The organism is Sphingomonas sp. Xoc002 (assembly GCF_050408055.1).
Lineage (GTDB): Bacteria > Pseudomonadota > Alphaproteobacteria > Sphingomonadales > Sphingomonadaceae > Sphingomonas > Sphingomonas yabuuchiae.
In genome coordinates this window covers 2,848,854-2,869,822 of sequence record NZ_CP191175.1, presented here as the reverse complement: position 1 = coordinate 2,869,822, position 20,969 = coordinate 2,848,854, and the positions used below count along the sequence as shown (strand labels likewise).

Sequence of the window (20,969 nt, the reverse complement as noted above, 5' to 3'; positions counted from 1 at the left end):
CGGCGTTAAGGGCTGGCATGACAGGTCGTAAGCTGATGCGTATCCTGCATATCCTAGACCATGGGCTGCCGCTGCAAAGCGGTTATACCTTTCGCACCCGCGCCATCCTGAAGGCGCAGGAGGGGGCCGGGCATGACGTCGCGGCGGTGACGGGCGTTCGGCAGGGAGGGCGACAGGGGGCAGGGGATGCCGACGTCGAGACGCTCGACGGCCTGACCTTCTATCGCACGCCGGTCGCGATGCGTGCTGGACTGGTCGGCGAGGCCGCCGGACTGGCCGCGCATGTCCGGGCGATCGACCGGGCGGTGACGGCCTTCCGGCCCGACATTCTTCACGCCCATTCGCCCGTGCTCGACGCGCTGGCCGGACTCGCTGTCGCGCGGCGGCGGCGACTGCCGCTGGTCTATGAGATTCGCGCCTTTTGGGAGGATGCCGCGGTCGGCAACGGCACCGGCACGGCGGGGAGCGCCCGCTACCGCGTGACGCGCGCGCTGGAAAGCTGGGCCTGTCGGCGCGCCGATGCGATTGCGGTGATCTGCGAAGGCTTGCGCGGCGACCTGATCGCGCGGGGGCTGCCGCGGGACAAGATCATCGTTTCGCCCAATGGCGTCGATCTGGGGCTGTTCGGCCAGCCGCTCGCCCGCGACGAAGCGCTGGCCGAGGAACTGGGACTGGCCGATGCCGAGGTGATCGGCTTCATCGGCAGCTTCTATGATTATGAAGGGCTGGACGACCTGATCGCCGGGATGCCGCGACTCGTGGCCGCACGACCCAAGGCGCGGCTGCTCCTGGTCGGCGGCGGCCCGATGGAGGCGGCGCTGCGGGCGCAGGCGGACCATTCGCCCGTGGCGGCGGCGATCCGCTTCGTCGGACGGGTGCCGCACGAGCAGGTCGAGCGTTATTACAGCATGGTCGATATCCTGGCCTATCCGCGCAAGAAGATGCGGCTGACCGATCTCGTCACGCCGCTGAAACCGTTGGAGGCCATGGCGCAGGGCAAGCTGGTCGCCGCCTCGGATGTCGGCGGGCATCGCGAGCTGATCGAGGACGGGCGGACGGGCACGTTGTTCGCGCCCGACGATCCGACGGCGATCGCCGATGCGCTGGCCGCCCTGCTGGCGGATCGCGGCGGCTGGGACGCGCGGCGCGCGGCGGGCCGGGTGTTCGTCGAAAAGGAACGCAATTGGGCGTCGAATATCCAGCGTTACGAACCTGTTTACCAACGATTGTTAGACGGGGCGAAGACGTAAGATCATGACCTTCACCGCCATGCCCCCTCAACGACGCTTCGGACCTGCCTGGATCGGCGGGGCCGTCGGACTGTTCGCGATCCTGCTCGTCATGATCGTGCCCGACTGGCGGCTCGAATCGCTGGTCTCGAGCCTGAGCCTCGGCGATATCCTGGCCGCCGCCCGGCCCCCGCTGGGCATGAAGGCGCGGATGCTGCTCGCGCTGGTCGCGGGGCTGGGGGCGGGGGCCGTGACCTGGGCGGTCGTCTATCTGCTCTGGGGACCGGGCGGTCTGCTCGCGCGCCGCGCCAAGCCGGCGCGCGACGACGATGACGAGGATTATGTGCCCGCCGTGCGCCGCTCCGACCGCCACCCGGACGCGCCGCCGCGCCGTCCGCTGAACGCCGCCGAACTGGGCGCCCCGCCGCCGCCGCTCGAGGAGGACATTGTCGAGCGGACTCTGCCCGCCGATCTGGACCAGCCGCTTTCGGCCTATGACCCGGAGGCGATCCTGTCGGCGCCGCGCGAGCCCATGCGCCCGGCTCCGGCCGAACCCATGCCGATCCCGCCGATGCGCGAGCCTGCGCCCGAGGAACGGGGTGCCGCCCTGCCGCTTCCCGATCGACAGGACGAATCGATCGAGACGATGCTCGACCGGCTGGAGCGCGAGACGGCCCTGCGTAAGGCGCAGCAGCGCAAGATTTGACGGGAAGGGGGCTTGCCCCTCCACCACCGCTTCGCGGCGGTCCCCCTCCCCGTGCTCCGCACAGGGAGGAATAAGGGCACGCCAAATCCTCCCCAAGCTCTGCTTGGGGAGAGGGACCGCTCGCGATAGCGAGTGGTGGAAGGGCATGATCCACCGCCACCCAAACAAAAAGGCCCGCCCGGATCGCTCCGGACGGGCCTTTTTTTGTAACCCTGAAGGCGGGCCTTGCGGCCCGCCCCCATGGGCGACTTACGCCGCCAAGTTGCGCAGCACGTACTGCAGGATGCCGCCGTTCAGGAAATATTCCAGCTCGTTGACGGTATCGATGCGGCACTTGGTCAGGAAGGTCTCGGTCGTGCCGTCCTTGCGGGCCAGGATCACTTCGACATCCTGACGCGGACGCAGGCCTGCAACGTTCTGGATGGTGAAGCTCTCGGAGCCGTCCAGCTTCAGCGTCTCGCGGGTCACGCCCTCGGCGAACTGAAGCGGCAGGACGCCCATGCCGACCAGGTTCGAACGGTGGATACGCTCGAAGCTCTCGGTGATGACCGCCCGCACGCCGAGCAGGTTGGTGCCCTTCGCCGCCCAGTCGCGCGACGAACCGGTGCCATATTCCTTGCCCGCGACGATGACGAGCGGCGTGCCGTCGGCCTTGTGACGCATTGCGGCGTCATAGATCGGCATCACTTCGCCGTCATACTGGGTCATGCCGCCTTCGACGCCGGGCACCATTTCGTTCTTGATGCGGATGTTGGCGAAGGTGCCGCGCATCATCACGTCATGGTTGCCGCGACGCGCCCCGTACGAGTTGAAGTCCTTCTTGGCGACCTGATGCTCCTGCAGGAAGGTGCCTGCCGGGCTGTCGGCCTTGATCGAACCGGCCGGGCTGATGTGGTCGGTGGTGATCGAGTCGCCCAGAATGGCGAGCGGCTTGGCCTCGATGATGTCGGTGACGGGCTTCGGCGTCATCTCCATGCCCTCGAAATAGGGCGGGTTGGCGACATAGGTCGAGCCGGTCGGCCAGGCATAGGTGTCCGAGCCGGTCACTTCGATCGCCGACCACTTGGCGTCGCCCGCATAGACGTTGCCGTAGCGCGAGCGGAACATCTCGTCGTCGATGTTCGCATCCATCAGGCTGCGGACTTCGTCGTTCGAGGGCCAGATGTCCTTGAGGTAGACGTCCTGGCCGTCCTTGCCCTGGCCGATCGGCGTCTCACGCATGTCCTGCGTGACCGTGCCCTTCAGCGCGTACGCGACGACCAGCGGCGGCGAGGCGAGGAAGTTGGCGCGCACGTCGGGCGACACGCGGCCTTCAAAGTTGCGGTTGCCCGACAGGACCGAGGCCGCGACGATGTCGTTGCCGTTGATCGCCTTCGAGATCGGCTCGGCGAGCGGACCCGAATTGCCGATGCAGGTGGTGCAGCCATAGCCGACCAGGTTGAAGCCGATCGCGTCGAGATCGGCGGTCAGGCCCGCCTTGTCGAGATAATCGGTGACGACCTGCGAACCGGGGGCGAGTGAGGTCTTGACCCAGGGCTTGGGCTTGAGGCCCAGCGCGTTCGCCTTGCGGGCGACCAGGCCGGCGGCGACCAGCACCGACGGGTTCGAGGTGTTGGTGCAGCTGGTGATCGCGGCGATCACGACGTCGCCGTCGCCGATGTCATGGCCACGGTCGTCGACCGAGACGCGGGCGGGGGCGTCCTTCTTGTACACCTTGGCGAGGTCGGCGTTGAACACGTCGTCGACTTCGGTGAGCACCACCTTGTCCTGCGGACGCTTCGGACCCGCCAGCGACGGCACGACCGTCGACATGTCGAGTTCCAGCGTGTCGGTGAAGACGGGGTCGGCGGCATCGTCATGACGCCAGAAGCCGTTCGCCTTGGCATAGGCCTCGACCAGGGCGACATTGTCGTCCGAACGCGCGGTCAGGCGCATATAGTCGAGCGTCTTGTCGTCGATCGGGAAGAAGCCGCAGGTCGCGCCGTACTCGGGCGCCATGTTGGCGATCGTCGCACGGTCGGCGAGCGTCATCGACGACAGGCCGGGGCCGTAGAACTCGACGAAGCGGCCGACCACGCCCTTGGCGCGCAGCATCTGGGTGATGGTCAGCACCAGGTCGGTGGCGGTGATGCCTTCCTGGAGCTTGCCGGTCAGCTTGAAGCCGACGACTTCGGGGATCAGCATCGATACGGGCTGGCCGAGCATCGCGGCTTCCGCCTCGATCCCGCCGACGCCCCAGCCGAGCACGCCCAGGCCGTTGATCATCGTGGTGTGGCTGTCGGTGCCGACCAGCGTGTCCGGATAGGCGATCGTCGCGCCGCCCTTGGCGTGCTCGCCGCTCTCGGTCGAGGACCAGATGGCCTGACCGATATATTCCAGGTTCACCTGGTGGCAGATGCCGGTGCCCGGCGGAACCACCGAGAAATTGTCGAGCGCCTTCGATCCCCACTTCAGGAACTCATAGCGCTCCATGTTGCGCTGATATTCGAGGTCGACGTTATCCTCGAAAGCCTGCGGCGTACCGAATTCGTCGACCATGACCGAGTGGTCGATGACGAGGTGGACGGGAACCTGCGGATTGATCTTGGCCGCATCGCCGCCCAGCTTGGTGATCGCGTCGCGCATCGCGGCGAGGTCGACCACGCAAGGAACGCCGGTGAAGTCCTGCATCAGCACGCGGGCCGGGCGATACTGGATCTCGCGGTCCGAACGCTGGGTCTTCTGCCAGTCGACGATCGCCTGGATATCCTCGCGCGTGACGGTCTTGCCGTCCTCGAAGCGCAGCAGGTTCTCCAGCAGCACCTTCATCGAGAAGGGCAGGCGGCTGATGTCGCCGAGCTGCTCGGAAGCCTTGGCGAGGCTGTAATAATCATAGCTCTTGCCGTCGACGTCGAGGGTCGAGCGGGTGTTCAGGCTGTCCTGGCCTATCGCAGTCATGGGCGTCCCTTCATGGTCGAGCCGGGCACGCCCAGTGGGACACGGCAGCATGCAGCCGCGAGCAGGCGCGCCGGGGAAATCTCCGGTTGACGCCAGCGGCCTTAGCAAGGGGTTGCTCGACAGGGAAGGGTGCAGCGCATTGAAAGCCATTCGCAACTTCGGCCCGTATCGAACTGCATCCTGGCCCGGCACGGTTCGCGGCGGACGGCTGGTCGCATGCGTGAAAATGCGTGGAACAGCCAAGGTCGATAGCGGGTTCAGATGGTCATGGATGGAGTTCGGACAATGCGTGCCCTGAAGAATGATCGGTCGATCACCTTATATGGTCCTGCGGGACGCACGGGATCGGCCGACGGGCGTGTGTTCGCCGTGCAATACCGGCGGTGGCGGAAATGACCGGGAACCCGCCGCGCAAGGATGTCCGCCGTCCCGATCCGATCGTCGCGGTCGGCCTGTTGACCCAGCGCGATCTCGACGTGCTGGGTTCGGGATTTCGCCGGTCTTTTCCGGTCGAGGAGGACACGGCCTTTGACGACCTGCTCCAGGCGCTCGATTCGATCGAGGCGATTCACGTGCCACATCGGAAGGACTGACCGGCCTGGAATAACCGGCGAGAGCGATTAACCTTGATTATTAATGGCTCATCTCCCCCGCATCGGAGACGGAACCGCTTGGCGAGCCCCCGTCCGTCCGGCTAGGGCAGCGTCATGGCTGGACCGATTATCCGGCGCGACCGGAAAATGAGATGACGCCCGAACGCTTCGCCCTGCTCACCCGCCGCCATCGCGAATGTCTTCGCGGGGTCAAGGCGCTCAAGGGCTCGAAGGAAATCGCCACCGAACTCGGCTTGGGAAAGTCGACCGTCGACAGCTATCTGGCCGAGGCGGTGCGGCTGCTCGGCGCCCGCAACCGGCGCGAGGCGGCGATGGCGCTGGACGAATACGAGGCCCGGACAGACGCCCAGTCGAATGACCAAGTTGTTGAAGAACAAGAAGAAGCTACCCCGCATAAAATCATACCTGATTTTACGGGGCTAGCTCCCGAACCATCGCCCATGCCACTTCCGATGGCACCGGATGGGAGTACGGTCGGTGGGGCGGTGCAGGACGGCCATGTCCACGCATCGCCCCGCTTGTCCCTTCCCGTCCGGCGGCAAGGGCAGACACGCAACGACATGAGCATGGCCGAAAGGCTGCTCTGGGTTCCCACGATCGCCGTCGCACTCGCCATCGGCTTCGGCATGCTGGCGACGGGACTCGACGTGATGACCCGGGTGATCGGACGTTTGACGCATCTTGCCGGATGACCATCCTCCATGTCGCCGGGGGCGCATGGACCAGATCAGGGGGCACAGGCGATGACGACGGAACATGAAGCGGCTCTTCAGGTGACCCAGCTCCTGTGGAAGCTGGAGAACGAACTCGACACGGCGTTCGCCACGGCGGGCGAACTGGCGATGGCGCTGCCCCGTGCGCGCGCCGAGGCGCGGCTGTCGGCGGTGGTCGGCCAGCACGCCTTCGAAATGCTCGGCCAGGCGATGATGGCGATCGGGCAGGCCCGCGGTCATGCGGTACAGAGCCACCGGATCCTGGAAAAGGTCGGCCAGACCATCGGCTTCGATGCGGACGAATATGGCGACAACCGTCCCAAGCCGCCCCAGACGACCGGCATCGTCGAGGCCCTGCCGCTGCGCGCGGCCGCCTGATCCCGGCGCGACGCGGCGTGTCCTTCTCCCATCCTGGCCAGCGGGGCACGCCGTGACGCACATCTATGTCTTCAACATCCTTCAGGCGCTGGTCTGTCTCTATGCGCTGACGCTGGGCGGCTGGCCGGAGCGGGCGACGGCGGTCATCCTGCTCTGCGCCTCGGTGGCGACCATCGTGCTGCCCTTCGATCCCTCCACCAGTTTCCGCAGCGTCGAGACACTGGAACTCGTCATCGACGTGGCGTTGATGGGCGGGTTGATGGCGGTCGCGCTGCTCGCCAATCGATTCTGGCCGCTCTGGCTGGCCGCGCTGCATCTGCTGGCGGTCGGGATTCATGGGGTCAAGGGGTTCGACACCGCGCTGATGCCGTGGATGTATGCCCAGGCGGGCGGCAAGCTGGCCTATCCCATGCTCGTGCTGCTGGCGGCCGGGGTGCTGCGGCACCGGATCAGACTGGCGCGATATGGCACGGACCCCGACTGGTCGCTGCCATGGCGGGGTATCCGATGAATTGCGATTTGCGACTGCTGCACTGGCCCGCCGAGGACCGGGCGAGCTTCGGGCGCTTCACCGCCGTGATGGCGGATGTGCAGGCGCGCATCCAGGCCATTTCCGGCGAGGCTAGCGGCGTTCCGGTGCCGCGCCCGCCGCGCGTGCCGACGCCGCGCGAATGCGCCGCGATGATCCTGAAGCACCGTCACGATGTCCGCGCGATCGCCGGGGGCGATGCCGATATGTTCGGCGATCCGGCCTGGGAGATCGCGCTCGCCGTCTTTCATGCCGAAGGGCAGAAGAGTGACGCCGCGCTGCTGGAAATGGCGGGGCTGTCGCCGAGCGGTCAGGTCGGCGAACGCTGGATCCAGCTGTTGCTGGCGCGCGGGTGGGTCGAGCGGCACGACGACGGCCATCTGCACGCGACCGATAAGATGGCCACCATCCTGAACGGCTATTTCACGCGCCTTTGAGCCGCGATCCGGCCGGATCGTGAACTTTGATGTCACGGCGGAAACGCCGTGCAACTCCTGAACCCTCCGCGGGTTCAACCGACACGGGCATAACCACAGGAGAAGACGGACATGGCCGAGGATATCGGAACGGGCGGCGGCGCGGGTGCGATCGGTGGCGATATGGGCGCGGGCGCCTTCACCGACCGGATGAAGGGCGCGGGCGAGGCGATGCAGGCGACGGGTCAGAAGATGGCCGAGGGCGGTTCGCAGGTCACGCTCAAGATGCTCGAACAGGCCGAGACGAACACGCGCGAGGCCTTCGCCGCGATGCGTTCGGCGGCGTCGGCCAAGGACCTGGGCGATGTCATGCGTATCCAGACCGAGTTCCTCCGCGAGCAGGGCAACCGCTCCATGTCGCAGGCGCGTGAGATCGGCGAGATGATCGTCCAGTTCGGTCGCGACGCGGTCGGCGCGGCGCGCGGGCCGAAGCAGGACTGAACGCGCAAGACCCTCACCCTTCCGATTCACCCCGAGGTGAACGGGAAGGGTGAGGGCACCCCCGTCGCTTAATTGCCGGGGCTGAGCGCCACCGGTCCATTGGCGGTCGCCTCCAGCAGCGAGTCGCCCCCGAGCACCCGGTACAGCGTCACCCGGTTGCTTGCCGCGGTCAGCTGCGTCGCGATCACCGTCCGCTGCGCCGAATAGAGCGAGCGCTGCGCATCCAGCGTATTCAGGAACGGCGTCACCCCGCCGCGATAGCTCGCCTCGGTCAGGCGATAGGTATCGCTCGCGGCGTTCAGGAAGCGGCGATTGGCGCCCAGCTGGTCGTCGATCGTCCCCTGCCGCGCCAGCGCATCGGCGGTTTCCTGGAAAGCGGTCTGGATCGCCTTTTCATAGGTCGCGAGCGCGGCGTCGCGCTGGGCCTGCGAATATTGGACGTTCGCCACGCCCGCGCCCGCCTGGAAGATCGGGTAGCTGACCGAGGGCGCGACCGAATAGTTGAAGCTGCCCCCCGAAAAGAGCGAGGTCAGCGCGGTGCTGGCAAAGCCGACCAGCCCGGTCAGAGAGATACGCGGGAACAGGGCCGCCCGGGCCGCGCCGATCTGGCCATTGGTGGCGCGCAGCAGATATTCGGCCTGCACCACGTCTGGACGGCGCAGCAGGATGCCTGAGTCCAGTCCGGCGGGCAGAGTCGCGACGGTCGGCGCGGCCTCTTCGATCGAGCGGGGCAGGAGCGCGGTATCGATCGGCGCGCCGACCAGCAGTTGCAGCGCGTTGACGTCCTGCGCCACGGCGGTCTTCTGGAGCGCAAGGTCCGCCTGCGCGGTCGCCAGCACCTGTTCGGCCTGGCGCAGGTCGGTGCGCGGTGAGATGCCGCCCTGGAGCCGGGCACGGGTCAGGGTGACGCTGCGCTCGGCGCTGGCGGCGGTCTGCTGTGCGATGGCGAGCAGGCTCTGGTCCGCGCCGTAATTCAGCCAGGCATCGGCAATGTCTCCGACCAGCGTCAGCCGGGTCGCGCGCGCCGCCGCCTCGGTCGCGAAATAACGGTCGAGTGCCGCGCCGGTCAGCGAGCGGATACGGCCGAAAAGATCGAGTTCGAAGGCGTTCACGCCCAAATTCACCGACCAGGCGCTGCCGCTGCCATTCGCGCCGGTGACGATGCCGCCGGTCCCGCCCGTATCGACGCCGCCATTGCCGACGCCGGTTCCCGTGCCGCCATCGACGGTGCCGTTGCCGGTCCCGGTGCCCGTTCCTCCGTTGTTGCCGGTACCGACACCCGTGCCGCCGCCGCCAACCGCGCTCGATCCTGCGCCACCCGACCCGCGATCCGTATAGCTGTATCGGCCCGTCGCGCTGACGGCAGGGAACAGGCTGCCGCGCTGGATGCGGTATTGCGCACGGGTCGAGGCTATGTTCGCCGCCGCCACGCGCAGGTCGCGATTATTGACCAGCGCCTGGACGATCAACTGCTGCAACCGCGCGTCACGGAAGATGTCGCTGTAGCGCACCGTCGGCAGGGCCGCCTCCGACTGGCGGAGATAGGCATCGCCGACCGGCCAGGAAGGCGGCACCGGCGTCGCGGGCCGCTCATATTTCGGGGCCAGCGAGCAGCCCGACAGCGCGGTGGCGGCGAGCAGCAGGGCAGAGAGGGGGGACAGGATACGCATCAGGCCTTCTCCGCTCCGCCTTCGGGGGCGGGACGATGCCCCGCGCCATGCTCGCTCATCGGCTTGCCCCGCAACCGGGCCAGACCGTTGCGGACCGACCGGCGGACCAGCACGAAGAACAACGGGATGTAGAAGATCGCCAGCACCGTCGCAGTCAGCATGCCCCCGATCACGGCGGTGCCGATGGCGATCCGGCTGTTCGCGCCTGCGCCGGTCGAGATGGCGAGCGGCAGCACGCCGAAGATGAAGGCGAAGCTGGTCATCAGGATCGGCCGCAGACGGATCTTGGCGGCTTCCAGTGCGGCGTCGATGACGCGCTTGCCCTGTTTCTCCGCCTGCTCGGCAAACTCGATCATCAGGATCGCGTTCTTCGCCGCCAGCCCCATGGTCGTCAGCAGACCGATCTGGAGGTAGACGTCGTTGGTCAGCCCGCGCAGGGTCACGAAGGCGACCGCCCCGATCAGGCCCAGCGGAATGACCAGCAGCACCGCGAACGGGATCGACCAGCTTTCATACAGCGCGGCCAGGCACAGGAAGACGACCAGGATCGACAGCCCGTACAGGATCGGCGCCTGTCCGCCCGACAGCCGTTCCTGATAGGACAGGCCGGCCCAGGCGATCGAGGTGCCGGGGATTTCCGCCGCCAGCTCGGTCATCCGCTTCATCGCGTCGCCCGAGCTATAGCCGGACGCGGCCGAGCCCTGGAATTCATAGGACGGAATGCCGTTGAACCGCGACAGGGTGGTCGGCGCCACGCCCCAGTTGATCGTCGAGAAGGACGAGAAGGGCGCCATCTGGCCGCTCGATCCGCGCACGAACCACTGCTTCAGGTCCTCCGGCTCGGACCGATAGGGCGCGTCGCCCTGGACGAAGACGCGCTTCACGCGGCCGCGATCGATGAAGTCGTTTACATATTGCCCGCCCCAGGCGGTCGAGAGGGTCGAATTCACCTGCTGCTGCGTCAGGCCCAGCGTGGACAGCTTCTGCTGGTCCAGATCGACGCGCAGCGTGGCGATGTCGGGAAGCTCGGTCAGGCGGACCGAAGCCAGCATCGGGTCGGCATTGGCCTTGGCGAGCAGTTGGTCGCGAACCGCCTCGAATTTCTCCAGCGGCATGCCGGAGATATTCTGCAACTCCATGGTGAAGCCGTCCGACTGGCCGAGGCCGCGAATGGCGGGGGGCACGAGGGCGAACACCTGCGCATCGCGAAGCCCGCGGAACGCGGCGGAGGCGCGGCCGGTAATGGCGTCGGCGCTGTTCTCCTTGCCCTTGCGGTCGGCCCAGTCGACGAAGTTGATGAAGCCCTGGCCGGTATTTTGGCCGCTGGTGCCGCCCCCGCCGCCGCCCGCGACCGAGAACAGGACCTTGACGTTCTTGCCCTCATGCTGGGCGAAATACTGCTCGACCTGGCGCTGCACCTCCATGGTGCGGCCCTGGGACGCACCGGCGGGCAGGCGGAACTGGACGATGGCCGATCCCTGGTCCTCGGTCGGCAGGAAGCCGGTCGGCAGGCGCAGGAACAGCACCGCCAGCAGCGCGACGACGCCCGCATAGATCAGCAGGAACAGCCATTTGCGGTCGACGACGGTACGCACGCCCGAGACATATTTGCCGACCATCCAGTCGAAGCGGGTGTTGAACCCGTCCTTCGCCCGCTGGAGGCCATGCGCCACGCGGGGCGCCTTGCGCTCCAGCCACGCGCCTTCCTCATGCTCCTTGGCCTTTTGCTTGAGCAGGCTGGCGGTGAGGGCGGGGGACAGGATGATCGCGACCGCGACCGACAGGATCATCGCCGAGACGATGGTGATCGAGAACTGGCGATAGATGACGCCGGTCGACCCGCCGAAGAACGCCATCGGCAGGAACACCGCCGACAGGACGAGCGCGATGGCGACGAGCGCGACCGTGATCTCGTTCATCGACTCGATCGTCGCCTCGCGCGGGGTCATGTCAGGATTTTCCTCGAGCAGACGCTCGACATTCTCCACGACCACGATCGCATCGTCGACCAGCAGGCCGATCGCCAGCACCAGCCCGAACAGGGTCAGCGTGTTGATCGAGAACCCGGCCAGATAGAAGATGGCGAAGGTGCCGAGCAGCACGACCGGCACCGCGATCGTCGGGATCAGCGTCGCGCGCCAGCTTTGCAGGAAGACGAACATGACGATCACGACCAGGATGATCGCCTCGATCAGCGTCTTGACCACCTCGTCGATCGACAGCTTGATGAAGGCGGTCGTGTCGTTGGCGTAGGCGATCTTCAACCCTTGCGGAAAGCCCTTGGCGACGCGGGTGATCTCGGCCTTGACCAGCTCGGCGGTCTTCAGCGCGTCGGCGCCCGGTGCCATCAGGACGGCGATACCCGCACCCGGATGCTGGTTGATCCGGCTGACCGCGGCATAGCTTTCGGCACCCAGCTCGATACGCGCCACGTCGGACAGCTTGACGGTCGCGCCGTTGTTCAACGTCTTGACGATGATCTCGCGGAACTGCTCGGGCGTCTGGAGCCGCGACTGCGAGGTCACGGTGGCGTTCAACATCTGGGTCGTTGCCGAGGGCGTACCGCCGACTTCGCCCGCCGCGACCTCGGTATTCTGGTTCTGGATCGCGGTCGTCACGTCCGAGGGCATCAGCTGATAGGAGGCCAGCTTTTGCGGGTTCAGCCAGATGCGCATCGCATATTGTGAACCGAAGACGTTCGTATCGCCGACGCCCTGGATGCGGCCCAGCGGGTCCTGAAGATTGGAGACGAGGTAATCGGCGACGTCCTGGTTCGTCATCCGGTTCGTCTCGTCATAGACGCCTGCGATCAACAGGAAGTCGGGGTTCGACTTGCGGACGACCAGACCCTGTTGCTGCACCTGTTGCGGCAGTCGCGCGACCGATTGCTGGACCTGGTTCTGGACCTGCACCTGCGCGATGTCGGGGTCGGTGCCCTTGGCGAAGGTGGCGGTGATCGTCACCGAGCCACGGCTGGACGAGGACGACTGGAAATAGAGCAGCCCGTCGATGCCGGTCAGCTGCTGTTCGATGACCTGGGTGACCGAGTTCTGCAGCGTCTGGGCGGACGCGCCGGGGAAGGTGGCGCGGATCGACACCTGGGGCGGCGCGACATCCGGATATTGCGCGATGGGCAGGCCCATGATCGCGCCGACGCCCGCCAGCATGACGATGATGGCAAGGACCCAGGCGAAGATGGGACGATCGATGAAGACGCGGCTGAGCATGATCCGGTCAGCCCGCCTTGCCCTTGGCGGCCTGCATCTTCTTCAGCTGTTCGGGCGAGGGGGGCTGGACCTTTTGCGGGCTGTTGGCGGGCACCGCACGTACGCTCTGGTTGGGGCGCAGATTGTTCAGGCCCTGGGTCACAATCTTGTCGCCGGGCTTCAGCCCGTCGGTGACGACCCAGAAGGCCCCTTGCGTCCGCTCGGCCTTGACCGTTTTCTGCTGCACCTTGTCATTCGGGCCGACGACGAACAGCGTCGCATTGCCCTTCGGATCACGCGCGATCGCCTGTTGCGGGACCAGGAAGGCGCTGGTGTCGATCGCCTGGGCAAAGCGGGCACGGACGAACATACCGGGCAGCAGCAAGCCTTGCGGATTGGGGAAGCGCGCGCGCAGCGTCACGGTGCCGGTCTGCTGGTCGACGACGGCTTCGGCGAACTCGACCCGGCCCGTCTGGCCGTAATCGGTGCCGTCCTCCAGCCGCAGCGTCACAGTGGCACTGGCGGGGATCAGGCCGTCGCGCGCCGACAGGCTGCGGCGCAGCGACAACAGGTCGGTCGCCGACTGCTGGATATCGACGAAGATCGGGTCGAGCCGCTGGATCTGTGCCAGCGGATCGGTCTGGCCCGCGCTGACCAGCGCGCCGACGGTGAACAGCGATCGGCCGATGCGCCCCGTAATGGGGGCGGGGACGGTGGTGAATTGCAGGTTCACGCGCGCCGTCTCCAGCGCGGCGCGGGTCTGTGCCACCTGCGCGGCGGCCTGGCGGGCGCTGGCCTGGGCGTTGGTATAGTCCTGCTTCGAGATCGCCTCGATCTGGGCCAGCGGGCGATAGCGCTCGGCGAGCGTCCGCGTCGCCTCGGCATTGGCCTGCGCGCTTTGCACATTCGCGGCGGCTTGGTTGACCGAGGCGCGATACAGCCGGGGATCGATTTCGTAGAGCGGCTGGCCGCGCTTCACCAGCGTGCCTTCGGTGAAGAAGCGGCGGCGGATGACGCCGGTCACCTGGGGCCGCACGTCCGAGCTTTCAAAGGCGGTGGTGCGCGCGGCGAGTTCGGTCACGATCGGCGCGTCGGTCGGCTGGACGGTCACGTAACCGACGGTCGGGGTCTGCTGCTGTCCGCCGGCTCCGCCCTTTGCCTTGCCCTTGTCTCCGCCGCCACAGGCCGACAAACTGACCAGCGCGAGAGCCATGGCCGTCCCGGCAAGCGCCGGGCGACCGCGAAAACCTGCAAAGTTCAATTCGTTCACCTGCCTGAAATGTGCCGCGGAGCCGGCCCGCGCCTTAATGCGCGAGACGGCGGAACGTTGCTGACCTGTGTCAAATTGCACGAACGGGGTTCGAAAAGGCAAGCGATCATGGCCTAAACCGTCCGTCTTAATTGTCGCAATTTGTCGCGGTGCGGCAAAAGCGCGGGTGGCGGGAGCCTTTGGGTTTCCGAAGCATTTTCAAAGTACATGACCGATCGTGATGCCGACAAGCGCCTGGCCGCCGCCGCCGCGGTGGATGAGGTATGCGACAATATGCTCGTCGGGCTGGGCACCGGGTCGACGGCCGCCCATGTCATCGTGCTGCTCGCCGAGCGGCGTCTGGCCATCGAGACGGTGGCCACCTCGCGGGCCAGCGCGGAGCTGGCCGAGCGATTGGGTTTGGAGGTCCGGCCGTTCGACGCGGTGGCGCGGGTCGACCTGGCGATCGACGGCGCGGACGCCATCGACGCCGACTTGTCGGCCGTGAAGGGTGCTGGCGGGGCCATGCTGCGGGAAAAGGTCGTCGCGGCCGCCGCCGACCGGATGATCGTCATTGCCGATGGCTCCAAGCGGGTCGAGCGGCTGCACGACACCAAGCTGCCGATCGAAATCCTGCCCTTCGCCCGCGCCTTTGCGATGGAACGGCTTTCCGGGCTTTTCGAGCGACTTGACGAACGGACCGGTTATCTGACCGACAATGGCAACATCGTGGTCGATGGCCATGGCTGGGACGATGCCGACCTGCCGGGGCTGGCGGCGGCGCTGGCGGCGATTCCGGGCGTCGTCGGGCATGGCCTGTTCCTATCCGAGATCGACGCCGCCTATATCGCCGACAATGGGGTCGTTACCCGGCTGGAACGGGGACGGAACCCGCGCTAAGGCGACCCTGCATGGCAACCAGAGCGAGCGCGGAGGCGTTCGATCGTACATAAGAGGATGAGGCCAGTTTCATGACCGATGCCACCACCACCGCCGTGGCCGACAGCCATCTCCACGAGGACGGGTCGATCGAGCGCCTGACCATCGACACCATCCGCACCCTGTCGATGGATGCGGTGCAGCAGGCCAATTCGGGCCACCCCGGCACGCCAATGGCGCTCGCCCCGGTCGGTCACACCATCTGGTCCAAGTTCCTCCGCTACGATCCCGCCCACGCCGACTGGCCCAATCGCGACCGCTTCGTACTGTCGGTCGGCCACGCCTCGATGCTGCTCTACTCGCTGATCCACCTGGCGGGCATCGAGGAGATCGACGCGGACGGCAACAAGTCGGGCAACCCAGCGCTGAGCCTGGAGGACCTGAAGGGCTTCCGCCAGCTGAACTCCAAGACGCCGGGCCACCCCGAATATCGCCACACCACCGGCGTCGAGACGACGACCGGTCCGCTGGGCGCGGGTTGCGGCAATTCGGTCGGCATGGCGATCGCCGAGCGCTGGCTGGCCGCGCATTTCAACCGCGAGGGTTTCCCGATCTTCGACCATGACGTCTATGTCGTATGCGGTGACGGCGACATGATGGAGGGCGTCGCGTCCGAGGCCGCCTCGACCGCCGGACACCTCAAGCTGTCGAACCTGTGCTGGATCTACGACTCGAACCAGATTTCGATCGAGGGCGGCACCGACATCGCGTTCGACGAAGACGTCGCCAAGCGGTTCGAGGCCTATGGCTGGAACGTCCTGCACGTCGACGACGCCAATGACGTCGGCGCGCTGACCGCCGCGCTCGACACTTTCAAGGCGACGACCGACAAGCCGACCTTCATCGTCGTGAAGTCGGTCATCGGCTATGGCAGCCCCAAGGCGGGCAGCGAAAAGGCGCATGGCGAACCGCTGGGCGACGACGCGATCCGTGCCACCAAGAAGGCCTATGGCTGGCCCGAGGATGCCAAGTTCTTGGTGCCCGACGGCGTGCGCGAAGCCTTCCAGGGTGCCATCGAAGCGCGCGGCAAGCCGCTGCGCGACGAATGGGTCGCGATGGTCGACAAGTATCGCGCCGAATATCCCGAACTCGCCGCCGAACTGGACGCGATGCTGGCGGACAAGCTGCCCGAGGGCTGGGATGCCGATATCCCGGTGTTCGAGGCGGATGCCAAGGGCGTCGCCAGCCGCGACTCGGGCGGCAAGGTACAGAACGCCATCGCGGCCAAGGTGCCGTGGCTGATCGGCGGCTCGGCCGACCTCGCGCCCTCGACCAAAACGCTGATCAAGGACGGCGGCTCGTTCCAGGCGGGCAGCTATGAAGGCCGCAACATGCACTTCGGCGTGCGTGAGCATTCGATGGGCGCGATCGTCGACGGCATGGCGCTGTCACACCTGCGTTCCTACGGCGCGACCTTCCTGGTCTTCTCCGACTATATGCGCGCGCCGATCCGCCTTGCCGCGATCATGGAGCTGGGCGCGACCTTCGTCTTCACGCACGACTCGATCGGCGTCGGCGAGGACGGCCCGACCCATCAGCCGATCGAGCATCTGGCGACGCTCCGTGCGATCCCCGGTCTCGATACCATTCGCCCCGGCGATGCGAACGAAGTGGCCGAGGCTTGGCGCTGCGCCGTCGAGTCGGCCAGCCACCCGACCGCGCTCATCTTCTCGCGTCAGGCGCTGCCGACGCTGGATCGCAGCAAGTACGCACCGGCCTCGGGCGTGAAGAAGGGCGGCTACGTCCTTGCGGATTGCGACGGCACACCCGACATCATCCTCATTGCAACGGGGTCGGAACTGTCGCTCGTGGCGGACGCCTATGAAACGTTGAAGGCCGAAGGCATCAAGGCGCGCGTCGTATCGCTGCCCAGCTGGTATCGCTTCGAGCTGCAGGATGCGGCGTACAAGGACAGCGTGCTGCCGAAGACCGTGACCAAGCGTCTGGCGGTCGAGCAGGCCGGTTCGATCGGCTGGGACCGCTATGTCGGCTTCGACGGTCGCACGATCACCATGTCGACCTTCGGGGCTTCGGCGCCGCTCGCCAAGTTGCAGGACAAGTATGGCTTCACCCACGACAATGTCGTGAAGGTGGCCCGCGAAATGCTGGAGACCAAGTGATGAGCAAGCTGTCGGAACTGGGCGCCAAGGGCTGCGCCCCCTGGCTCGATTTCGTCGATCGCAAGTTCCTTGAGGCGAAGGGCCTGGAAAAGCTCGTCGCCGAGGACGGGCTGACCGGCGTCACCTCCAATCCGTCGATCTTCGAAAAGGCGATGGGGCATGGCGACGCCTATGACGCCACGCTCGCCGCCTTCGACAAGGAAAACCCCGGCGCGGCGACCATCGACCGTTACGAGCATCTGGCGATCCAGGACATCAAGGCGGCGGCGGAAACGCTGAAGCCGGTCTATGATCGGCTCGACGCCAAGGACGGCTATGTCAGCCTGGAAGTGTCGCCCTACATCGCCGACGACACCGACGCGACCATCGCCGAGGCCGAAAAGCTGTGGCACGCGGTCGACCGCCCGAACCTGATGATCAAGATCCCGGGCACCGACGCGGGCGCCCCGGCGATCTCGGCGACCATCGCCAAGGGGATCAACGTCAATGTGACGCTGCTCTTCTCGGTCGACGCCTATATCAAGGTGGCCGAGGCTTATGCGGCGGGTCTGGAAGAGCGGGTGAAGGCCGGGCAGCCGATTGACCGGATCGCCAGCGTCGCCAGCTTCTTCATCAGCCGCATCGACTCGGCGATCGACAAGAAGATCGACGAGCGTATCGCGGCCGGTGACACGGAGTCGGACGCCCTGAAGGCCGTGCGCGGCAAGGTCGCCATTGCCAACGCCAAGATGGCGTATCAATGGTATCTGGACTTCCTGAAGTCCGACCGCTGGCAGGCGCTGGCCGCCAAGGGTGCGCAGCCGCAGCGTCTGCTCTGGGCCTCGACGGGGACCAAGGATCCGTCCTTCCCCGACACGCTCTATATCGACACGCTGATCGGGCCGGACACGGTCAACACCATGCCGCCCAAGACCATGGACGCATTCCGTGACCATGGCACGGTGGCCGAGACGCTGACCGCCGATATCGACGAAGCCAAGCACGTCCTGGCCGAGGCCGAGCGGCTGGGCCTGGACCTGAACGGCGTGACCGACACGCTGGTGGCCGAGGGGGTCGCCTCCTTCGTCAAGGCGTTCGACGATCTGCTCGGCGCGATCGGGCAAAAGCAGCCGGCGGCCTGAGGCCCCGGCGGCCCCCTCCCCCAGCGGGGAGGGGGCCTTTTCATTTCTCATGTCAGTTAATGGAGTTCCCGCATGAAGATCGGTCTGGTCGGCCTTGGCCGCATGGGTGGCAATATCGCACGCCGCCTGATGCAGGCTGGGCATCAGGTGGTGGCCTGGGATCGCAGCGACGAGGCGGTGCAGACGCTCGCCAAGGACGGCGCGGAGGCGGCCACCGGGCTGGAGGACATGGCGGCCAAGCTCGCCGATAAGGCGATCTGGTGGGTCATGCTGCCCGCCGGTGGCCCGACCGAGGACACGATCGCGGAAATCGCCAAGCTCGCGAAGGACGGCGACGTCATCATCGACGGCGGTAACAGCTTTTACAAGGACGACATTCGCCGCGCGAAGATGCTGGCCGAACAGGGCATCCATTATGTCGATGTCGGCACCTCGGGCGGCGTCTGGGGCCTGGAGCGCGGCTATTGCATGATGATCGGCGGCGATACGGAAACCGTCGACCATCTCGATCCGATCTTCGACGCGCTGGCACCGGGGCTGGGTGACATCGTCCGCACGCCGGGCCGCATCGCCGACAAGGTCGATCAGCGCGCCGAGAAGGGCTATATCCATGCCGGGCCTGCGGGCGCGGGTCACTTCGTGAAGATGATCCACAACGGCATCGAGTATGGCCTGATGCAGGCCTATGCCGAAGGCTTCGATATCCTGAAGTCGAAGAACAGCGACAAGCTGCCCGAGGATGAGCGCTTCGACCTGAACCTGACCGACATCGCCGAAGTCTGGCGTCGCGGCAGCGTGATCTCGTCCTGGCTGCTCGACCTGACCGCCATCGCGCTGGCCAAGGACGAGATGCTCGAGCAGTTCTCGGGCCATGTCGCCGATTCCGGCGAGGGCCAGTGGACGATCGACGCGGCGATGGAGGAGAAGGTTCCCGCCAACGTCCTGACCGCCTCGCTCTTCGCGCGCTATCGCAGCCGGGTCGAGCATACCTATGGCGACAAGGTGCTGTCGGCGATGCGCTTCGGCTTTGGCGGCCACACCGAAATCCCGCAATGAGCGATCCGGTTTCGGGGCCGATCCGGCTTGTCGTGTCGGACGTCGACGGCACGCTCGTCGACCCCGACAAGACGCTGCGCGCCGCCACCATCGCCGCCGTCAAGCGGCTGGAGGCGGCGGGCGTCGGCTTCACCATCATCAGCGCCCGGCCGCGTTCGGGGCTGGGCTGGCTGGCGGCCGAGCTGTCCATCGACGCGCCGATCGGGGCGTTCAACGGCGGGACGGTGTTCCGCCGCGACGGCTCGGTCGACGCGCAGTTCCGCGTGCCGGTCGATGTCGTCAACGCCGTGCTGGCGATGGCGGCGGACAATCCCGTCGCCATCTGGGTCTTCGCCGACGATCGCTGGTACGCCAGCAGCGGTGAGGGCACCCATGTCGATCACGAGCGCAAGGCCTCCGCACAGGAGCCGGTGGTAACGCAGGACTTCGCCGGGCTGGTGGAAAAGGTCGACAAGATCACCTTGGTCAGCGACGATGCCGATCTGCTGCGCGGCCTGCATGACAAGGCGAATGCGGCGCATGGCGAAGCGGCGACCATCGCCCAGTCGCAGACCTATTATCTCGATGTGACCGCTTCGAAGGCCAACAAGGGCGACGGTGTGGCGACCCTGGCCAAGGCGTTCGGCGTCTCGCTGGAGGAAGTGGCGGTGCTGGGCGACCAGGCCAACGACCTTCCCATGCTGACACGCGCCGGGCTGCCGATCGTGATGGCGAATGCGCCGGACGCGGTTAGGGAACAGATCTCGGTACACACCCGTTCCAATGCCGAGGATGGCGTAGCCTATGCCATCGACACCATCATCCTGCCCAGAATCGGAGTGCCTTCATGAAGCAACTGGTTGCGTTCGACCTCGACGGTACGCTGGCCGAAAGCAAGCAGCCCCTGGGCGAGCCGATGGGGGAGGCGCTGGCCGACCTGCTCGACGTCGCGCATGTCGCAGTGATCTCGGGCGGTGACTGGCCGCAATTCGACAAGCAGGTCGCCAGCCGCCTGCCCGAGCGCGCCGATCGCACCAAGCTGTGGCTGATGCCGACCACCGGCACCAAGCTCTACACCTATCAGGACGGCAGCTGGACCCCGGTCTATGCCGAGCTGTTCGACGACGAAACCAAGGCGAAGATCCTGGAGGCGTTCGACGCCTCGCTGGAAGCGACCGGTTTCGTGCCCGAGCAGACCTGGGGCGAGCGGATCGAGGATCGCGGCAGCCAGATCACCTTCTCCGCGCTCGGCCAGCAGGCGCCGATCGACGCCAAGGAACATTGGGACCCCAAGTTCGAGAAGCGCAAGGTCATCCAGGCTGACTTGAAGCAGCGCCTGCCGGGCCTGTCGATCAACATGGGCGGCGCGACCTCGATCGACATCACCCGTGAGGGCGTCGACAAGGCGTACGGCCTGAAGAAGCTGCGCGACGCCAGCGGCATCCCGCTCGACGCGATGATGTTCATCGGCGACGCGATCTTCCCGGGCGGCAACGACTATCCCGCCAAGGAGCTGGGCCTCGACACGGTGCGCGTGCGCGATCCGGAAGAGACGCTGGCGGTCATCGCCGGGATCGTCGCCTGCCTGAAGTAAGCGACAGCGCGT

At 66.5% G+C, this 20,969-nt stretch carries 18 protein-coding genes; 14 read left to right on the top strand and 4 right to left on the bottom strand.

The window, feature by feature from the left end; translation table 11 throughout:
- The first annotated feature begins 35 nt into the window (after positions 1-35).
- The gene (locus ACQR50_RS13015; protein ID WP_428970701.1) at positions 36-1,250 is read left to right on the top strand and encodes a TIGR04063 family PEP-CTERM/XrtA system glycosyltransferase; all 1,215 of its coding nucleotides are present in this window, start codon (positions 36-38) and stop codon (positions 1,248-1,250) included.
- A 4-nt stretch (positions 1,251-1,254) separates the two neighbouring features.
- Positions 1,255-1,935, top strand: a complete 681-nt coding sequence (locus ACQR50_RS13010; protein WP_428968636.1) for a hypothetical protein — start codon at positions 1,255-1,257, stop codon at positions 1,933-1,935.
- 249 nt (positions 1,936-2,184) lie between these two features.
- Here ACQR50_RS13010 and acnA read toward each other — a convergent pair whose 3' ends face one another.
- Entirely contained in the window at positions 2,185-4,872 is a 2,688-nt protein-coding gene (gene acnA, locus ACQR50_RS13005) for an aconitate hydratase AcnA (RefSeq protein WP_428968635.1), read from the bottom strand.
- 392 nt (positions 4,873-5,264) lie between these two features.
- Between acnA and ACQR50_RS13000 the strand changes: the two genes are divergently transcribed.
- From ACQR50_RS13000 to ACQR50_RS12975, 6 genes are all read left to right on the top strand, one after another.
- Positions 5,265-5,465 (top strand): hypothetical protein, encoded by a 201-nt coding sequence (locus ACQR50_RS13000; RefSeq protein WP_056434373.1) that lies wholly within the window; start codon positions 5,265-5,267, stop codon positions 5,463-5,465.
- 152 nt (positions 5,466-5,617) lie between these two features.
- Positions 5,618-6,178 carry a helix-turn-helix domain-containing protein gene (locus tag ACQR50_RS12995; RefSeq protein WP_428968634.1) on the top strand — a complete coding sequence of 187 codons (561 nt, stop codon included), beginning with the start codon at positions 5,618-5,620 and terminating at the stop codon, positions 6,176-6,178.
- Positions 6,179-6,229: 51 nt separating this feature from the next.
- Complete coding sequence (locus ACQR50_RS12990) at positions 6,230-6,577, top strand: hypothetical protein (protein WP_056434369.1); 348 nt, start codon at positions 6,230-6,232, stop codon at positions 6,575-6,577.
- Between the two features lie 52 nt (positions 6,578-6,629).
- Positions 6,630-7,088 (top strand): hypothetical protein, encoded by a 459-nt coding sequence (locus tag ACQR50_RS12985; RefSeq protein ID WP_076717089.1) that lies wholly within the window; start codon positions 6,630-6,632, stop codon positions 7,086-7,088.
- Positions 7,085-7,543 carry a hypothetical protein gene (locus tag ACQR50_RS12980; protein WP_428968633.1) on the top strand — a complete coding sequence of 153 codons (459 nt, stop codon included), beginning with the start codon at positions 7,085-7,087 and terminating at the stop codon, positions 7,541-7,543. The genes ACQR50_RS12985 and ACQR50_RS12980 overlap by 4 nt, the downstream gene beginning before the upstream one ends.
- Before the next feature lie 111 nt (positions 7,544-7,654).
- Positions 7,655-8,023, top strand: a complete 369-nt coding sequence (locus tag ACQR50_RS12975; protein ID WP_056434363.1) for a phasin family protein — start codon at positions 7,655-7,657, stop codon at positions 8,021-8,023.
- 68 nt (positions 8,024-8,091) lie between these two features.
- Here the strand turns inward: ACQR50_RS12975 and ACQR50_RS12970 are convergent, their stop codons facing one another.
- From ACQR50_RS12970 to ACQR50_RS12960, 3 genes are read right to left on the bottom strand one after another with little or no spacing between them, the layout of a single operon-like run.
- The gene (locus ACQR50_RS12970; protein WP_428968632.1) at positions 8,092-9,693 is read right to left on the bottom strand and encodes an efflux transporter outer membrane subunit; all 1,602 of its coding nucleotides are present in this window, start codon (positions 9,691-9,693) and stop codon (positions 8,092-8,094) included.
- Positions 9,693-12,920 (bottom strand): multidrug efflux RND transporter permease subunit, encoded by a 3,228-nt coding sequence (locus tag ACQR50_RS12965; protein ID WP_428968631.1) that lies wholly within the window; start codon positions 12,918-12,920, stop codon positions 9,693-9,695. The genes ACQR50_RS12970 and ACQR50_RS12965 overlap by 1 nt, the downstream gene beginning before the upstream one ends.
- A gap of 7 nt (positions 12,921-12,927) precedes the next feature.
- Positions 12,928-14,112: an efflux RND transporter periplasmic adaptor subunit gene (locus ACQR50_RS12960; protein ID WP_428970700.1), complete on the bottom strand. Its 1,185-nt coding sequence runs from the start codon at positions 14,110-14,112 to the stop codon at positions 12,928-12,930.
- Between the two features lie 264 nt (positions 14,113-14,376).
- On the opposite strand from ACQR50_RS12960, the gene rpiA reads away from it, so the two are divergent.
- The 6 genes from rpiA to ACQR50_RS12930 all read left to right on the top strand — a co-directional run bounded on the left by rpiA (position 14,377) and on the right by ACQR50_RS12930 (position 20,957).
- Complete coding sequence (gene rpiA, locus ACQR50_RS12955) at positions 14,377-15,048, top strand: ribose-5-phosphate isomerase RpiA (RefSeq protein WP_428968630.1); 672 nt, start codon at positions 14,377-14,379, stop codon at positions 15,046-15,048.
- Positions 15,049-15,119: 71 nt separating this feature from the next.
- Positions 15,120-17,207, top strand: a complete 2,088-nt coding sequence (gene tkt / locus ACQR50_RS12950) for a transketolase (protein WP_428968629.1) — start codon at positions 15,120-15,122, stop codon at positions 17,205-17,207.
- Positions 17,207-18,328 carry a transaldolase gene (gene tal / locus ACQR50_RS12945; RefSeq protein ID WP_428968628.1) on the top strand — a complete coding sequence of 374 codons (1,122 nt, stop codon included), beginning with the start codon at positions 17,207-17,209 and terminating at the stop codon, positions 18,326-18,328. The genes tkt and tal overlap by 1 nt, the downstream gene beginning before the upstream one ends.
- 72 nt (positions 18,329-18,400) lie before the next feature.
- Positions 18,401-19,384 carry a phosphogluconate dehydrogenase (NAD(+)-dependent, decarboxylating) gene (gene gnd / locus ACQR50_RS12940; protein WP_428968627.1) on the top strand — a complete coding sequence of 328 codons (984 nt, stop codon included), beginning with the start codon at positions 18,401-18,403 and terminating at the stop codon, positions 19,382-19,384.
- Positions 19,381-20,214, top strand: a complete 834-nt coding sequence (locus ACQR50_RS12935; protein WP_428968626.1) for a Cof-type HAD-IIB family hydrolase — start codon at positions 19,381-19,383, stop codon at positions 20,212-20,214. The genes gnd and ACQR50_RS12935 overlap by 4 nt, the downstream gene beginning before the upstream one ends.
- Positions 20,211-20,957, top strand: a complete 747-nt coding sequence (locus tag ACQR50_RS12930; protein WP_056434341.1) for an HAD-IIB family hydrolase — start codon at positions 20,211-20,213, stop codon at positions 20,955-20,957. Before ACQR50_RS12935 ends, ACQR50_RS12930 begins: the two co-directional genes overlap by 4 nt.
- Positions 20,958-20,969 lie beyond the last annotated feature (12 nt).